The 17,423-nt window shown below is 28.9% G+C and carries 17 protein-coding genes and 1 riboswitch; of the genes, 13 read left to right on the top strand and 4 right to left on the bottom strand.

All coding sequences use genetic code 11. From position 1 onward, the window contains the following. Positions 1–66 precede the first annotated feature (66 nt). Together ACN6I1_RS08020 and ACN6I1_RS08015 are read right to left on the bottom strand one after the other, a co-directional pair. Positions 67–507 (bottom strand): GNAT family N-acetyltransferase, encoded by a 441-nt coding sequence (locus ACN6I1_RS08020; protein WP_419741539.1) that lies wholly within the window; start codon positions 505–507, stop codon positions 67–69. Between the two features lie 22 nt (positions 508–529). Further along, positions 530–925, bottom strand: a complete 396-nt coding sequence (locus tag ACN6I1_RS08015) for an RrF2 family transcriptional regulator (RefSeq protein ID WP_419741538.1) — start codon at positions 923–925, stop codon at positions 530–532. A 206-nt stretch (positions 926–1,131) separates the two neighbouring features. On the opposite strand from ACN6I1_RS08015, the gene hcp (ACN6I1_RS08010) reads away from it, so the two are divergent. The 9 genes from hcp (ACN6I1_RS08010) (at position 1,132) to ACN6I1_RS07970 (ending at position 13,149) form a co-directional block, all read left to right on the top strand. Next, positions 1,132–2,769 (top strand): hydroxylamine reductase, encoded by a 1,638-nt coding sequence (hcp, locus tag ACN6I1_RS08010; protein ID WP_419741537.1) that lies wholly within the window; start codon positions 1,132–1,134, stop codon positions 2,767–2,769. A gap of 154 nt (positions 2,770–2,923) precedes the next feature. Continuing rightward, complete coding sequence (hcp, locus tag ACN6I1_RS08005; protein WP_419741536.1) at positions 2,924–4,600, top strand: hydroxylamine reductase; 1,677 nt, start codon at positions 2,924–2,926, stop codon at positions 4,598–4,600. 120 nt (positions 4,601–4,720) lie between these two features. Further along, on the top strand, positions 4,721–4,909 hold the full coding sequence (locus ACN6I1_RS08000; protein WP_419741535.1) for a ferredoxin: 189 nt from the start codon (positions 4,721–4,723) through the stop codon (positions 4,907–4,909). 22 nt (positions 4,910–4,931) lie between these two features. Continuing rightward, positions 4,932–5,117: a DUF1858 domain-containing protein gene (locus tag ACN6I1_RS07995; RefSeq protein ID WP_025163153.1), complete on the top strand. Its 186-nt coding sequence runs from the start codon at positions 4,932–4,934 to the stop codon at positions 5,115–5,117. Positions 5,118–5,316: 199 nt separating this feature from the next. Then, complete coding sequence (locus tag ACN6I1_RS07990) at positions 5,317–5,952, top strand: hypothetical protein (protein ID WP_419741534.1); 636 nt, start codon at positions 5,317–5,319, stop codon at positions 5,950–5,952. Positions 5,953–6,047: 95 nt separating this feature from the next. Further along, positions 6,048–7,775, top strand: coding sequence for a hydroxylamine reductase (gene hcp / locus ACN6I1_RS07985; RefSeq protein WP_419741533.1), 1,728 nt, complete (start codon positions 6,048–6,050; stop codon positions 7,773–7,775). 184 nt (positions 7,776–7,959) lie between these two features. Beyond that, the gene (locus ACN6I1_RS07980; RefSeq protein WP_283593586.1) at positions 7,960–8,634 is read left to right on the top strand and encodes an LPXTG cell wall anchor domain-containing protein; all 675 of its coding nucleotides are present in this window, start codon (positions 7,960–7,962) and stop codon (positions 8,632–8,634) included. Between the two features lie 102 nt (positions 8,635–8,736). Further along, positions 8,737–8,827: riboswitch (cyclic di-GMP riboswitch) on the top strand. A gap of 193 nt (positions 8,828–9,020) precedes the next feature. Next, positions 9,021–11,432, top strand: a complete 2,412-nt coding sequence (locus tag ACN6I1_RS07975) for a glycosyl hydrolase family 18 protein (RefSeq protein ID WP_419741532.1) — start codon at positions 9,021–9,023, stop codon at positions 11,430–11,432. Between the two features lie 25 nt (positions 11,433–11,457). Beyond that, positions 11,458–13,149, top strand: a complete 1,692-nt coding sequence (locus tag ACN6I1_RS07970; RefSeq protein WP_419741531.1) for an immunoglobulin-like domain-containing protein — start codon at positions 11,458–11,460, stop codon at positions 13,147–13,149. Positions 13,150–13,185: 36 nt separating this feature from the next. Here ACN6I1_RS07970 and ACN6I1_RS07965 read toward each other — a convergent pair whose 3' ends face one another. After that, positions 13,186–13,794 carry a class I SAM-dependent methyltransferase gene (locus ACN6I1_RS07965; protein ID WP_085281880.1) on the bottom strand — a complete coding sequence of 203 codons (609 nt, stop codon included), beginning with the start codon at positions 13,792–13,794 and terminating at the stop codon, positions 13,186–13,188. Between the two features lie 190 nt (positions 13,795–13,984). Here ACN6I1_RS07965 and ACN6I1_RS07960 point away from each other — a divergent pair, with 190 nt between their 5' ends. Continuing rightward, complete coding sequence (locus tag ACN6I1_RS07960; RefSeq protein ID WP_419741530.1) at positions 13,985–14,794, top strand: HAD family hydrolase; 810 nt, start codon at positions 13,985–13,987, stop codon at positions 14,792–14,794. Positions 14,795–14,820: 26 nt separating this feature from the next. Here the strand turns inward: ACN6I1_RS07960 and ACN6I1_RS07955 are convergent, their stop codons facing one another. Next, a complete protein-coding gene (locus tag ACN6I1_RS07955; RefSeq protein ID WP_419741529.1) occupies positions 14,821–15,306 on the bottom strand; it encodes an FUSC family protein in 486 nt (161 codons plus the stop codon). Between the two features lie 189 nt (positions 15,307–15,495). Here ACN6I1_RS07955 and ACN6I1_RS07950 point away from each other — a divergent pair, with 189 nt between their 5' ends. Genes ACN6I1_RS07950 through ACN6I1_RS07940 form a run of 3 tightly spaced genes read left to right on the top strand, consistent with a single transcriptional unit; the run spans position 15,496 to position 17,355 of the window. After that, a complete protein-coding gene (locus tag ACN6I1_RS07950) occupies positions 15,496–15,861 on the top strand; it encodes a GntR family transcriptional regulator (protein WP_419741528.1) in 366 nt (121 codons plus the stop codon). Between the two features lies 1 nt (position 15,862). Continuing rightward, the gene (locus tag ACN6I1_RS07945; RefSeq protein WP_148550281.1) at positions 15,863–16,564 is read left to right on the top strand and encodes an ABC transporter ATP-binding protein; all 702 of its coding nucleotides are present in this window, start codon (positions 15,863–15,865) and stop codon (positions 16,562–16,564) included. Further along, positions 16,558–17,355 (top strand): ABC transporter permease, encoded by a 798-nt coding sequence (locus ACN6I1_RS07940; RefSeq protein WP_419741527.1) that lies wholly within the window; start codon positions 16,558–16,560, stop codon positions 17,353–17,355. The genes ACN6I1_RS07945 and ACN6I1_RS07940 overlap by 7 nt, the downstream gene beginning before the upstream one ends. Positions 17,356–17,423: the final 68 nt, after the last annotated feature.

Genomic DNA, 17,423 nt, shown 5'->3' with positions numbered 1-17,423 from the left:
AATATACAATTAACAAAAGGCTGTATAAAAGTAATTTAAAACTTTGATACAGCCCTTTTATAAATCTTAGAGTCTCATTTTAATGTGAGGAATTCCACACTCATCATATGTATCTGAAATTTCTTTAAACCCAAGTGAAGAATATAGATTTTTAATATATTCTTGAGCCGAAAGCGTTATATTATTTTCATTTAGTTCTGTTTTTATAAAGTTTATAGCATGGCCCATCATTTCTTGGGCAATCTTTTTACCTCTATGGTCTTTCAAAACTAACACACGTCCTATAGATGTATCTGTATATGGACTAAATGGCTTTGGAATTATCCTAGCATAAGCAATTACTACATTTTCTTCTTCAAGAAATATATGATAACAGTTTTTGTCAACATCGTCGAAGTCATTTTCTTGGAAAATTTTCTGTTCACATCCGAATACCTCATATCTAGCTTTTGCTATTTCATAAAATTCATTTACATCTAAATCCTTAAAATGTTTTACTTTATACATAAATATAACCTCCTAAAAATTTTTAAAGAATATCTTGTAAAGTGTATTCACTTAATTTATTTTTAAATGATATTAAAGCTTCGTTTAAAATAGGTTTTAATTTGCAACGTTTTGTAAGTTTACAAGTATTGTTTTCTTTAGAAAAACATTCTACTATATTCAAATTGTCTTCTGTTATATCTAGCAGTTGTCCTAAGTTTATATCTTTTGGATCCATAACTAGTTTTATTCCACCGTTACGTCCTTTTGTGGATAATATATAGTTGTTTTTTGCTAATTTATATACAATTTTTTTTATATGATGAGTAGATAAACCAAGAATATCGGATAGTTCATCTACTGTAAAAAGTTCATTTGGATGGTTACCTAAATAAATAAGTATTCTAAAGCTATAGTCAGTAAATTTTGATAAGTACATAATTCACTCCTTTTTTTATAATTTAATATAGTAGTATTATTATATTAATTAAATACTATTAAACACAAGAGTAAATACAAAATTTAAATTAAATAAATTTTTATTTTATAAAATTAATGAAAATGTAACATATGTTACAGATAAAAAGAAAAATAAAGAATATAATGTGTATATGAAATAAACATTTAAAAATTGGAGGAATAATTATGGAAAATAAAATGTTTTGTTTTCAATGTCAAGAAACAGCAGGCTGTACAGGATGTACAAAATTTGGAGTTTGTGGAAAATCGCCAGATTTAGCTAGAATGCAGGACTTATTAATATACGTAACTAAAGGATTATCAGAAGTTACAACAAGACTTAGAGAAGAAGGAAAAGAAGTAAGTGGTGAAGTAGATCACTTAATAACTATAAATTTATTTACTACTATAACAAATGCAAATTTTGATGATGAAATATTCTATATAAGAGTAAAAGAAACTTTAGAAACAAAAGAAGCATTATTATCTAAATTAAATAATAAAGAAAATTTATCAGAAGCTGCATTATGGACTGCAAACTCAAATGAAGAAATGGATGAAAAGTCAACTAAGGTTGGAGTTTTAGCAACTAAAGATGAAGATATAAGAAGCTTAAGAGAATTAATAATATATGGATTAAAAGGTCTAGCAGCATACATGAAGCATGCTAATGCATTAGGATATGATGATGAAAAAATAAATGCTTTTATGCAAGCAACTTTAGCTAAGACTTTGAATGAAAACTTAAGTGTAGATGAATTAATAGGATTAACTTTAGAAACTGGTAAAGTTGGAGTAGACGGAATGGCTTTACTTGATAGTGCAAACACAGGAACTTATGGACACCCAGAAATAACTAAGGTTGATATAGGAGTTAGAAATAACCCAGGAATACTTATATCAGGACATGATTTAAAAGACTTAGAACTATTATTAAAACAAACAGAGGGAACTGGAGTAGATGTATATACTCACTCAGAAATGCTTCCAGCACACTACTATCCAGCATTTAAAAAATATTCTCACTTTGCAGGAAATTACGGAAATGCTTGGTGGAAGCAAAAAGAAGAGTTTGAAAGCTTTAACGGACCAATATTAATGACTACAAACTGTATAGTACCACCAAAAGATAGTTACAAAGAAAGAATATATACTACAGGAGCTGCTGGATTTGCAGGGGTTAAGCACATAAAAGGTAAGAGTGAAGACGATAAAGACTTCTCGGAAATAATAGAACAGGCTAAAAGCTGTCAACCTCCTACAGAAATAGAAAGAGGAGAAATAATTGGAGGATTTGCGCATAATCAAGTATTTGCATTAGCAGATGCAGTAGTAGATGCAGTTAAAAGCGGAGCAATAAAGAAATTCTTCGTTATGGCAGGATGTGACGGAAGAGCTAAATCAAGAAACTACTATACAGAATTTGCAGAGTCACTACCAAAAGATACAGTGATTTTAACTGCAGGATGTGCAAAATATAAATACAATAAGCTAAACTTAGGAGATATAAATGGAATACCTAGAGTATTAGATGCAGGACAATGTAATGACTCATACTCATTAGCACTTATTGCATTAAAACTTAAAGAAGTATTTGAATTACAAGATATAAACGAATTACCAATAGCATTTAATATAGCATGGTATGAACAAAAAGCAGTAATAGTATTACTATCTCTATTATACCTAGGAGTAAAAAATATACACTTAGGACCAACATTACCAGCGTTCTTATCACCAAATGTAGCTAAAGTATTAGTTGAAAACTTTGGCATAGGTGGAATAACAAATGTTGAAGATGATTTAAAAATGTTTTTAGGATAATTTTATAGAAAAAGGATGGCTCTACAATAAGTAAAGCCATCCTTTTTTATAAATATAATAAGTTATAAGGTTAAAATATTAATTATATAGCTATATTTTAAAAAATTTGTGAAATACTAACAATGTTGTTGAAATTTCACAAGGAGGAATTTTTATGGAAAATAATATGGCTATGGAATACCCCATGTTTTGTTATCAATGTGAGCAGACTGCTGGTGGTAAGGGCTGTACTAAGGTAGGCGTTTGTAGTAAAACACCAGAAATTGCAGCTCTTCAAGACTTGTTAATATATCAAATTAAAGGAATAAGTTGTTACGCAAAAGAGTTAATAGATAAAGGTGAAAAGATAGATAAGGAAATTGTAAGCTTTGTTGAAAACTCTTTATTTACCACTCTTACTAATGTAAATTTTGATGGAGATATTCATGAAAAAATGCTTAGACAATCACAAGAAATAAAACAAAGTCTAAGAAGTAGAGTTTCAAGTTGTTCTAATTGCTGTGAACAAGCTGAATATAACCTAAGTGATACTAGGGACCAAATGTTAAAAGATGCTAAGCGTGCAGGTATAATGTATAATCAAAATTTAGATCCAGATATAAGAAGTTTAAGACAAACAATCATATACGGTTTAAAAGGAATATCTGCATATGGACATCAAGCTAGAGAATTAGGATATTTTAATGATCAAGTTGATGAATTTTACTTTAGAGCATTAGCTGCGACAACAGATGATAAATTATCTGTTAATGACTTAATAACATGGACTCTAAGAACTGGTGATATGAGCGTTGCAGTTATGCAAAAACTAGATGAGGCAAACACAACTATATATAAAAATCCTTCTCCTCATAAAGTAAATGTTCATATTAAAAAAGGTCCATTTATTATAGTTTCAGGACATGATTTAAAAGATTTAGAAATGATTTTAAAACAAACTGAAGGAAAAGGAATAAACATTTATACTCATGGAGAAATGATACCATGTCATGGGTACCCAGAACTTAATAAATATCCTCATTTAGCAGGAAATTTTGGTGGTGCTTGGCAAGATCAGCAAAAAGAGTTTGATAATATACCAGGGTGTATTTTAATGACTACAAACTGTCTTATGAAGCCTAGAGATTCATATAAGGATAGAATATTTACTACGAGTGTAGTTGGATGGGATGGAGTAAAATACATAGGCAAAAATGATGATGGAGAAAAAGATTTTAGTGAGATTATAAATAAGACATTAGAATTAGGTGGATTTAAAGAAGATCAAGAGCCACACGAAATTCTAGTTGGATTTGGTCATAATGCCACTTTAAGTAATGCTCCAGCTATAATTGATGCTGTAAAATCAGGTAAATTAAGACATTTCTTCTTAATTGGAGGGTGTGATGGAGCAAGACCTGGAAGAAATTACTATACAGAATTTGCTCAAAAAGTACCTAAAGACTGCATAATACTTACGCTAGCTTGTGGTAAGTATAGATTTAATAAATTAGATTTTGGAGAAGTTGCTGGATTACCAAGACTTTTAGATGTAGGGCAATGCAATGATGCCTACTCAGCTGTAAGAATTGCTTTAGCATTAGCTGATGCTTTTGACACTGATGTAAATAGTTTACCACTATCCATAATTTTATCTTGGTATGAACAAAAAGCAGTAGCGGATTTACTAGCTTTATTGTCTCTAGGAATAAAAGGAATATACTTAGGACCATCAGTACCTGCATTTTTAAGTCCTAACGTACTTCAATATTTGGTAGACACATTTAATTTACAAATTATAAGTACTCCAGATAAAGATTTAGCATCTTGCTTAGAAGTTCCATCTAAGTAAATTAATTGAATGTAACTGGAGTTACGTAAATTTATTTAGATAAAGTTTATAATATATACAATATAATATTAAAAATTTAAAAAATACTATTTTAAAATTAAAATAAAAGGAGATAAAAATATGAAAGCATTTGTAGATAGAGATGGTTGTATAGGATGTCAAGCGTGTGCAGGGACTTGCCCAGATGTATTTAGTATGGATGACGACAATATATCAGTGCCTATAAAAGAAGATATACCTGAAGAAGTATTAGATTCAGCAAAGGATGCTAGAGATGGTTGTCCTGTTTCTGTTATAAGCATAAAATAATTTATACAAAGGAGAGATTAATATGATAACTAAAGATACTATAATAGCAGATATAATAAAAGCTAAACCTAATGCAGCACAAATACTTATGAATTATGGGATGGGCTGCATAGGATGCCCTTCCGCTCAAATGGAAAAGTTAGAGCAAGCATGTGAGATCCATGGATTAGATTTAGAAAAAATATTAAAAGAATTAAATGAAGCATAATTACAAAAGGGTTACCAACTTATTTGGTAATCCTTTTCTTTAGTATAAATTATATTAAATAGTGTAACCAGCGTTACAGAAAATAAAAATTAAATACTATATAATCTAAATATAGAAAGTTAAGAAAAATAAAATTTAAAAAGTGTATTTAAAATACTTATTTAAAAAGAAGTTTCGATAAATAATAGGAGGTTTTATTATGAGCTTATTTTTAGGAAAAATTCACTATTGGTTATTTAATAAAATAATTTGGTTTGAAGAGTTAGAAAGCGAAATAATAAAGTTAGCAGAGGCTGAAGGACTGGACATAGAAAAGTTAAATAAACAAATAAATTTAAAGTATGGAGAAAAATTAGAAAACAAAAAATTAGAAGACATTATTGATACAGGAAATATACATGGATGGCTACAAGAAAAAATACACTCATCAGAAGGAAGGATGGCATCGTGGACATCTAAAATTTTAGAAGATAATCCAGGATCATTGAAAAAAATAGAAAATATTTATAGAAATCAAGGGGTAAAAGCTGGTAAGGAATTAAGTTCTGTAAAAAATATTACTAATGCAAAAGAAATATATAATAGTATAAATGATTATATATTAGATGGAATGCCATGTGATAGAGTAAATGAAGTAATTACTTTAGAAGATGATGTTGTAAGGTGGAAAAGAAGAATATGTGTGCATAAGGAAATATGGGAAAATGAGAATGTAGATGTTAATATATTTTATAATCTTAGAGATTTATGGATAATATCATTTGTGAATACCGTAAACAATAATTTTGAATATACAAAAACTGATGATGAGGATTATGTAATCAAAAAAATATAAAAATTAAAAATAGTAACTTATGTTACAGATTCAAAATAAATTACACTATATAATGTGTATATAAAATAAACATTTATAAAATTGGAGGAACTATTATGGAAAATAAAATGTTTTGTTTTCAATGTCAAGAAACAGCTGGGTGTACAGGATGTACAAAATTTGGAGTATGTGGAAAATCACCAGATTTAGCTAGAATGCAGGATCTTTTAATATATACAACTAAGGGATTATCAGAGGTTACAACAAGACTTAGAAAAGAAGGTAAAAAAGTAAGCAGCAATGTAAATCATTTAATAACTATAAATTTATTTACGACTATAACTAATGCAAACTTCGATGATGAAGTATTTTATGCAAGAGTAAAAGAAACATTAAAAACAAAAGAAGATTTATTATCGCAATTAAGCAATAAGTCTAATTTATCAGAAGCTGCATTATGGAATGCAAGTTCAAATGCAGAAATGGATGTTAAGATAAGTATATTAAGTAAAATTAAAGATGCAATATTAGGAAGTGGAAAAGAGTTAACTCTTGATAATATAAATAAATTATTAGATGAAAAGTCAACTAAAGTCGGAGTCTTAGCAACTAAAGATGAAGATATAAGAAGCTTAAGAGAATTAATAATATATGGATTAAAAGGCTTATCAGCATACATGAAGCATGCTAATGCATTAGGATATGATGATGAAAAAATAAATGCTTTTATGCAAGCAACTTTAGCTAAGACTTTAGATGATAGCTTAAGTGTAGATGAGTTAATAGCACTAACTTTAGAAACTGGTAAAGTTGGAGTAGACGGAATGGCTTTACTTGATAGTGCAAATACGGGAACTTATGGACATCCAGAAATAACTAAGGTTGATATAGGAGTTAGAAATAACCCAGGAATACTTATATCAGGACATGATTTAAAAGACTTAGAACTATTATTAAAACAAACAGAAGGAACTGGAGTAGATGTATATACTCACTCAGAAATGCTTCCAGCACACTACTATCCAGCATTTAAAAAATATTCTCACTTTGCAGGAAATTACGGAAATGCTTGGTGGAAACAAAAAGAAGAGTTTGAAAGTTTTAACGGACCAATATTAATGACTACAAACTGTATAGTACCACCAAAAGATACTTACAAAGATAGAATATACACTACAGGAGCCGCTGGATTTGCAGGGGTTAAGCACATAAAAGGTAAGAGTGAAGACGATAAAGACTTCTCGGAAATAATAGAACAGGCTAAAAGCTGTCAACCTCCTACAGAAATAGAAAGAGGAGAAATAATTGGAGGATTTGCGCATAACCAAGTATTTGTATTAGCAGATGCAGTAGTAGATGCAGTTAAAAGCGGAGCAATAAAGAAATTCTTCGTTATGGCAGGATGTGACGGAAGAGCTAAATCAAGAAACTACTATACAGAATTTGCAGAGGCACTACCAAAAGATACAGTGATTTTAACTGCAGGATGTGCAAAATATAAATACAATAAGCTAAACTTAGGAGATATAAACGGAATACCTAGAGTATTAGATGCAGGACAATGTAATGACTCATATTCATTAGCGCTTATTGCATTAAAACTTAAAGAAGTATTTGAATTACAAGATATAAACGAATTACCAATAGCATTTAATATAGCATGGTATGAACAAAAAGCAGTAATAGTATTATTATCACTATTATACCTAGGGGTAAAAAATATACACTTAGGACCAACATTACCAGCGTTTTTATCACCAAATGTAGCTAAAGTATTAGTTGAAAACTTTGGCATAGGTGGAATAACAAATGTTGAAGATGATTTAAAAATGTTTTTAGGATAATTTTTTAAGTATAGTCTACATTGAGTAGGCTATACTTTTATTTTAATAAAAAAGTTCAGGAATAATAATTATTCATCTAAATTTAAAATTCAAGACAAAATAATAAACTTTATATGTAGAAATAAATATTTTTTTACACAATATGTTAATATAGTTATATAAATTAATATTTGGAGGAAATCATATGAAAAAAATATTTATTTCTATATGTATGATTGTATCTATATTTATGCTAACTGGATGTGTAAATTCAGATATAACCCTTAATATAGATAAAAAAGGAAATGCAAGTGTTACAGCACAAATTTTAAGTAGTGATTATTTAATGGATGGTATAAATGAGCAAGAATTAAAATCAAATTACGATAATGTTGAGAAAATAAAAGAATCAGGGAAAACAGGATATAAAATAACTGAAAACTTAGGAAATATTGCTGACTTAAAACAAAACAATAGTAAGGGAATTGAAAAGTTTGGAGATTTAGTAAGTGTAAAAAAAGAAGATAGCTTTTTATCTAACACATACGATATAAATATAAAATTAAAAGATTATATAAGCAAAAACATGAGTCAAGAAGAGCTAGGAATGTTAAATTTATTTGGATCAGGATTTGATTTGAATTTTAACTTAAATACACCTATAGAATTAGTAGAATCGAATGCGAATTCAAACTCAAAAAAAGATGGAATCTATAATTATAATTGGAATTTAAACTTATCAAACTTAGAAAACATACATGTAAAAGCAAAAATTCCAAATGTACAAAATATAATGATAATATCTATTTTAGGAATAGTTTTAATTTTAGGTTTATCTATATTTATTCTTAAAAAAAGAAAAAATAAGAATAACAAATAATAAATAATAAAAATTATGTTGTACATCATAAAAATGTCTGCTATAATTACAGTGAATTAAACAGATAATAATCACTAAATAGTGAATATTATCTGTTTAAAAAAACTTAATAGGCAAAATTAGGGAAATCTAATGACGCAAAGCTATAGGGGCTAAGGTATGTTTATACATATTATGCCAGCCAGTTGCCAAAGAGTATACATACTTTTTGTTTTTATACGGCATTATTATATGTCTTATTAACTATACCATTAAACTACTCTTTAGGAGTGGTTTTTTTTGTTAAGTAAAAAACAAAGGTTAATAAGATGCATAAGAGTGTGAGATTATAAGCGTCTAGTTTTTATATTAAGATTAACCTAGTATAGCCCAATTGGAGGGAAAGAATGAAAAATTTAAAAAGATTAAGGAAACGTAGAAGTAAAGTGCTAGTAGCTATAATGATGTCTATGCTTATAACACAAGGGTTATATTCAAGTGATAGCATAATTGTAAGTGCACAAGAACAAACTGCGAATCATTCTAAAAACACAGTTAGCCATAATCAAAAAAGAAATGTTATATATTATGGAGACTGGTCAATTTGGGGAGGACAGGAAAACTTTTATCCAAAGGATATACCAGCAGATAAATTAACTCATTTGAATTTTGCTTTTTTAGATTTTGATTCAAGTGGAAATTTAAAGTTTACAGATAAAGATGCTGCTGTTGGAGCACCTGTAGGTCAAGATGGTGTTCAATGGGGAGCTGCTAATGCTGGTGTATTAAGTGCATTTCAAGAATTAAAAGCAAAAAATCCAAATTTAAAAATAGGAGTCTCTCTTGGAGGATGGTCAAAATCAGGTGATTTTTCTGAAGTAGCTGCAAATCCAGATAAAAGAGCAAATTTAGTTAAAAATGTACTGAAATTTATTGAGTACACAAACATGGATTTTGTAGATATTGACTGGGAATACCCATGTGATGTTAGGCAACCTGATTTGGTAGACAACAAAAATGATGAAGGAACACCTAATGCAACTAAAGCAGATAAAGAAAATTATATAAAACTTTTACAAGAATTCAGAACAGAACTTGATAAACAAAGTAGTAAACTAAGTAAAGATTATGAACTATCTGTAGCAATACCTGCACCTAAGAGCAAAGTCGATTTAGGCATAGATGTAGAAAATCTTTTTAACATTGTAGATTTTGCAAATATAATGACCTATGACATGAGGGGAGCATGGGATGAATATAGCGGTCATCAAACAGCGCTTTATCCAAACGGAAGTGACCCTATAAAGGGTAATAATTTATCGATAGATGAGACTGTTGATTACCTAGTAGATAAAGGAGCTGAAAAAGATAAAATTGTAATAGGAGCAGCTTATTATAGTAGGGGCTGGGATAAAGTTGAAAAAGGTAGTAACAATTCTTTGCCAGGAATTTTTAACAAGGCTTCAATAACTACAAAAGATGCAGATCAGACACCATCAAGAGGAGCTATAAATGAAGCTCCATTAGCGTCAGGAGATGGAGGACGCATGGGCGGAGTGTGGTCATACAGAAGTTTAGATAAATTAAAATCAAAGTATCCAGGACTAAAAGAATATTGGGATGATACAGCAAAAGCACCGTATCTTTATGATGAAAGTACTGGAAAGCTTTTTACATATGATAATGTAAAATCAATAACAGAAAAAACAAAATATGTAAATGATAATAACCTTGGAGGTATGATAGGATGGATGGCCTCTCAAGATGCTAAAACGGATTCTAGTAAAAGAGATGAATTGACAAAAGCATCTAAAGAGGGACTTTTCGGAAGTGGAAAATTACCACAAAATGAAATAACTTTTTCAAAATTAGATGTTAAAACATCAATAAGCCCGTATGAAGAACAATGGGGTGAAGATAAAAATGGATATGAGATAGCTATAAAAAATAATGAAGTATTACAAGAGTCACAGGATGTTTTAGCCTCAGTAGAAAAAGGTGCTGAAACTATAAAAGCTCCTAAATTATATATAAAAAGTGATAAAGCTTTAAAAGCAGGCGATCACATGGCTGGAAATGTCACTTATGAAAATGGGTATACAATAGTAGATTTACAGTCTGTTTGGGAAGGTAAAAATATAGAACCTGGAAAAACATATACTTTTAAATTAAAGGGAGATGCAAATATATCAGGAATAGATCTTGTTCAGCGAATGTCTGATAATGGTATAGATATGTATAGACAATCAATTCTAGATGATTCAGGAGAAGTACAACCTCCAGGAAATCAAGCTCCTGTAATACATGGTGTAGATAATAAGACTATAAACATAGGGGATTCATTTGATAAATTAGCAGGGGTAACAGCTACGGATAATGAAGACGGAGATATAACAAATAAAATAAATGTTATTGGTTCTGTGGATACGAATAAAGAGGGTAGTTATAAGCTAGTCTATTCAGTTGAAGACAGCAAAGGTTCAAAAGTAGAAAAAGAGAGAGTTATAACGGTAGTAAAAAAAGGTGAGGAGCCATCACAAGATACATATGACCCAAATAAAATATACTTAGCAGGGGATTCAGTTGTATTTAAAGGCGAAAAGTATATAGCTAAATGGTGGATAAAAGGAGAAGACCCAGACAAATCTCAAGCATGGGAAAAGGTAATAACTCCAAATGAAGATGGAACTATAGATTATTATGAAGGTATGATTTGTAATGGTGGAGAGCATGTAAAATATAATAATCACGTATACAAGGCTAAATGGTGGACAAACACAGTACCAGGTAGTGATGATTCTTGGGAATTTATAAAATAAATAATTATTAAAGGGGAGAATAAATATGAAACACTTAAAAAAATTAAATAAAAAAATAGTATTCACATTAATGCTATCTATGGTTATGGCATCAGGAATTTCAATGTATGATGGAATAAAGGTTAATGCACAAGAAAAAAAATCTACGAATATAAGTTATTCAAATAAGAGTGTTAATTTTGGAGTAGGTCAAGGTATTGAGTGGCCAACCCAAGTTAATGCACCTTATGTTGACATGGTTGCATGGATAACAAAACCTGGATACACAAATAATGGGACTGTAAACTTAAAAAGAATAACTGAAGATAGTGGAGTAAAATTCTTCAATTTAGGATTTATACAATCAACGGGTAAAATTGAAAATAATAAGGTGAAATGGGGATGGGGTGGATTCTCTGTTTTAAATGAAGATAATAATGACAATACACAATATCAAGGTATGAAACAATCTATTAAAGAATTAAGAGATATTGGAGGAGATGTAACGGTAGCATTTGGAGGATTAAATGGGGTTACATTTTGGGAGCAAACTCAAGATGTAAATGTCTTATACAATACATATAAAGAAATTGTAGATGGTTATGGATTAACAAGAATAGATTTAGATATTGAAGGAGGAGCAGCTCAAAGTAAAGCCTTAAACATAACAAATGCTAAAGCTATAAAGAAAGTTCAAGATGAAACAGGAGTGGATGTAGTATTAACATTACCTGTTTTACCAAGTGGATTAACATCAGTTCAACTGGATGTTTTAGAGGCATATCTATCTCAAGGAGTAGATATAGAACTTGTAAATATAATGACTATGTGTTATGGAAATGGAACTTTACTACCAGGTGAAAATTATGGAACAGCTTCTATAAGAGCTATTGATAATACTAAAAATCAAGTACAACAGTACTTTAAAAAATACGCAAATATATCTTTAACAGATAGTGAAGCATATAAAAAAGTAGGGACAACTTCGTCTATTGGATTTGAAGGAGAAGCTCACCCTATATTTGGAACTGATTGGGCTAAGTTAGTTGTTGACCACTCTATAGAAAAAGGATTAGGAATGACATCTTTCTGGTCAATGAATAGGGATGCTATGTTAGAAAGTAACAAAGGAGTGACAAGTCAATATCAGTTCACAGATATATACAAAACTTTTGGGGAGGGTGCAGAACCAGGAGATCCTCAAAAAAATCAAGCACCTACACTACATGGAATAGATAATAAAACTATATATGTAGGAGATAAGTTTGATGAATTAGAAGGGGTAAGTGCTGCAGATAGAGAAGATGGAGATTTAACATCTAAGATAAAAGTAGAAGGGAAAGTTGATACAACTAAAGCTGGAGATTACAAAATAAATTATTCTGTAGAAGATAGTGAAGGCTTAACAACTAATAAACAAAGAACAATAATAGTTAAAGAAAAGCCAGATCCATCACAAGATACATATGATTCAAATAAAATATATCTAGAGGGAGATTCAGTTGTATTTAAAGGAGAGAAATATGTAGCTAAATGGTGGGTAAAAGGTGAAGATCCAGATAAATCTCAAGCATGGAAAAAAATAGTGACTCCAAATGAAGATGGAAGCATAGATTATTATGAAGGATTGGTTTGCCAAGGAGGAGAGCTTGTAAGATATAATGGGCACACATATAAGGCTAAATGGTGGACAAACACAACTCCAGGAAGCGATGATACTTGGGAGTTAATTAAATAGATAAACAAAAAATAGCTGAATAAATTTCAGCTATTTTTACGCATACATCCTATAAATTAAAAATCTTTCACAACAGTCCTTTTCATACAATCCATGAAGTTTGACCTCTTCATAAAGCAAAAATCCAGTGTTATTTTCTAGAAAATATATATAATCTTCTGAAGGATAATATAGTATTAAATCTATGACTCTTGGAGTTTTTTCATAAGAATCTAAAATATTATTTACTATTTTTCTAAAGATAGTAACGGAAAATGGATTGAAAAAATAGAATTTGTTTTCTACAGATTTAATTTGGTAATCTTGACCCAAAATACAATTAAAATCTATTTGACTAGAAAGTCGCTTATGTTTGTCTAAGTAATTTTCTTTATTGATTAGGCAATCCTGATAATAAGTTTCATCCATTTCTATACCTGTAGCATTACATTTGAAAAAACTATTAAGATAGAATATAAGTCTACCTTTTCCGCATCCAAAATCAACTACATTATCCGTTTTATCCATATTGTATGTTTTAAATAATATATCAAGTGCAATATATGACGTAGCTTGATATGGGTGGTAGTGGGTAACACTGGAATCCCAAAGTTTTTCACCCATAGTATTTATGTTTAATAAATCTTCATAAAATTTTTCATCCATAAAACTTCCTCTTTCAAATTTAGTTAAATTTTAAAATCAAAACATAAATAACATTATACATAATATTTATAATATTATGCACATGACTTTTAGTTTTTGTAGATTTTATGTATAATATAAGAGTAATATATAAATTAAAAATTGTGAACGACGATTTTTATAAAGTTTATTATACAATAGGAGGGATTAGATGGTTAAATTAATAGCAACGGATATGGATGGGACATTACTAAATAGTAATCATGAAATTCCAAAAGATTTTAAAGAGACCATAAGGGCTTTAAAAGAAAAAGATGTAATGTTTGCTATATCTACAGGAAGAAACTATTTAGATATATCTTATCAATTTGATGATTATAAAAAGGAACTATTATTTATTTGTGAAAATGGAACAGGAATATACTATAAAGATGAATGTATATATTCAAAGTTTCTGGAAAAGGGTACCATAAAGCAATTGGTAGAACTTGGGCGTGAAGTAGACAATGCATATCCTATGTTATGTGGGACTAAAGGGTTGTATTTAGAAGATGAAGAGGCACTAGAACAGTTAAATATACTTTTTCCTATGAATGTGCCAGTTACAAAGGTAGATTCGTTATTAGATGTGGAAGATGGAATATTTAAAGTTAATATGTTTGATTTAACTGATGCCGAAACTAATAGTTATTCAATATTTAAAAATGCGAGTATCGAGGGTGTAACATTAACTCCTTCAGGAAAATATTGGTTAGACATGTCTAGTTATGGAACAAATAAAGGGCTTGCGATTAAAAAAGTGCAAGACATGTTTGATATCGATTATAAAGAAACTATGGTCTTTGGTGATCATTTAAATGACTTAGAGATGATGAAGAGTGCTTATTATAGTTATGCGATGAAAAATGGACATGATGATGTAAAAGAAATTGCAAACTTTGAAACTAAATACACAAATGAAGAATGTGGCGTAACAAAGACTATACAAGAAGAAGTTTTACAAGCTAAGGAATTAGCATAATATAAATTAAAAATAATGAGGGTTATTTAACCCTCATTATTTTTTGTATCATAAGGTTTTATAGTCGTATTTATTAAAAAGGCAATAAATACACCCATTAAAGTATCAAAAGTTCTTAAGAATACATAAGAAATAGCATTTTCATTAGTGTAGTTTATCATTATACTTAAAAATACTACACAACCTAAACTACAAGCTTCTTGAGCTTTGAACATATTACATAGGTGTATAACGGTCGATATTCCTATACCAAGTAAAATCGGATTTGTATATTTTATTGAAGTGAAATTAACTAACCATATAAGTAACACACTAAATAACCCACCTATTAGAGTACCTATTATACGATGTTTGCCAGCATTTATAGAGCTTTCAATAGTATTTCCCATACATAATATAGTTGCAACACAAACATAGAAGTAATCAGTTCTATCTAACAGAGAATATATAACTATGCTTAAAAATACGGCTATTCCTGTTTTTATATTTCTATAGCCTATAGTTGGCAACATTCTCACCTCTCTTTTAATATAGTATGTATTATATTTAACGAAATTTTACATGGAATAAATAGTAAAAAATAGTATAAGACAGGTTATCTTATATATATTTTTATAGAAATATATTAAAAAGGTTGCATATTAAAGTAAAAACATATATTATTGTATTAAGTGATTAATACAATAAGGAAGTGATACAATTTGACTTGGGAATTTGATAATAACAAACCTATATATTTGCAGCTAATTGATATATTAAAGTTGAAAATTATATCTGGTGAATTTGAAATAGGTTCTAAACTAAGTTCTGTAAGAGAGATGGCATCAGAAGCAGAAGTAAATCCAAACACTATGCAAAGGGCTCTAGCTGAATTAGAAAGGGAAGGGTTACTGCATAGTCAAAGAACAAGTGGTAGATTTGTGACAAATGATGAAGAAAAAATTAAATTTATGAGAAAAGAAATAGCAGACAGAGAAATAAATTCACTAAAAGAAAAGTTAATACAATTAGGATACAAAAAAAATGAAATTGTAGAGATTGTAAAAAATAACATAATGGAGGATTAATATGAGTCAAAATATAGCTGAGTTTAATGATGTATATAAAAAGTATGGTAAGAAACAAGTATTAGAAGAATTTAATTTAAGTATACCTAAAGGAAAAATAGTAGGTTTACTGGGACCGAATGGAAGTGGTAAAACTACAATGATAAAGTTACTAAATGGGTTAACACAATGTGATCAAGGAAATATTTTAATAAATGGATCGAAGCCCTCTGTAAAAACTAAAGAAATTGTATCTTATTTACCGGATAGAAACTATTTAAATGAAGATATGACTGTAAAAGAACTTTTAAAATTATTTAGTGATTTTTATAAAGACTTTGATATAAATAAGGCAAAAGAAATGATAAAAAATTTAAATTTAGAAGAAAATGAAAAAATAAAATCTATGTCTAAAGGGACTAAGGAAAAAGTAGGGTTAATATTAGTAATGTCAAGGAATGCAAAATTATATATACTTGACGAACCAATAGGAGGAGTTGATCCAGCATCCAGAGCTTATATAATAAAAACTATACTTAAAAACTTTAATGAAGATTCAACTCTTTTAATTGCAACACACCTTATAAATGAGATTGAAAATATTTGTGATGAAGTTATTATAATTTCTAAAGGAAAGATTTTATTAAAAGGGAATGTAGATGAAATTAGAGAAGAAAAAGGAATGTCTATAGATACTTTATTTAGGGAGGAATTTAAATGTTAGGAAAGTTATTAAAATATGAATTAAAATCAACTGCTAAATTTTTTGTACCTATGTACATTGCAATACTAGCAATAACAACGTTAAACTCTATATTTATAAGAAAAGATGTTTTTATAGAGGCACAAGGGATAATAAATATGGTCATAGGTGGACTATTTATAGCAATAACAACCCTAACTATAGTAATTATAGTTAAACGATTTAAAAAGAACTTACTAGGAGATGAAGGATATTTAATGTTTACACTTCCTGTAAAAAGTAGCAGTCTTATATTATCAAAATATATATCTGCCTTAATATGGGTTTTATTAACTATAATAGTTAGTTCAATGGCAATAATTATATACTCAAATGCACTATTTACTGATATCGGAGGATTATTTGGAGATGGAACGACATTTTCTATAAGTAATATAATGATTTCAGGAAAAGAATTAGTTAAAAATAATCAAGATATTATAATAATTGCTAGTGTAATAGGATTAACTTTAAGTGCAATTTCTATAGTTATATTTGTTATTTACAACTCGATAGCAATAGCTCAATTACCCATTTTCACTAAACATAAGACGGTAGTTAGTATAATATCATTCTTTGTAATAGGAAAAATTATAAGTTTTATTTATGATTTTGTTAATAATTTTACACCATCAATAAATATTTCAAACCTAGAGTTCATTCAAGCTTTTACAAAAGTGACTACAATAGGAATTTTAGAAAACATATTTATAGTTATTATTTTATTTATTAGTCTTAACTATACTTTAAGTAAAAAACTTAATTTAGACTAATAAGGTAAATTTTATATCGTTTAAAAATTTTAAAAAATCATAACCTAATCTTAAGTAAATTAAGAAAG

It is taken from the genome of Paraclostridium dentum (genome assembly GCF_048568265.1).
GTDB lineage: Bacteria > Bacillota > Clostridia > Peptostreptococcales > Peptostreptococcaceae > Paraclostridium > Paraclostridium dentum.
This window is presented reverse-complemented; position numbering and strand designations above follow the sequence as displayed.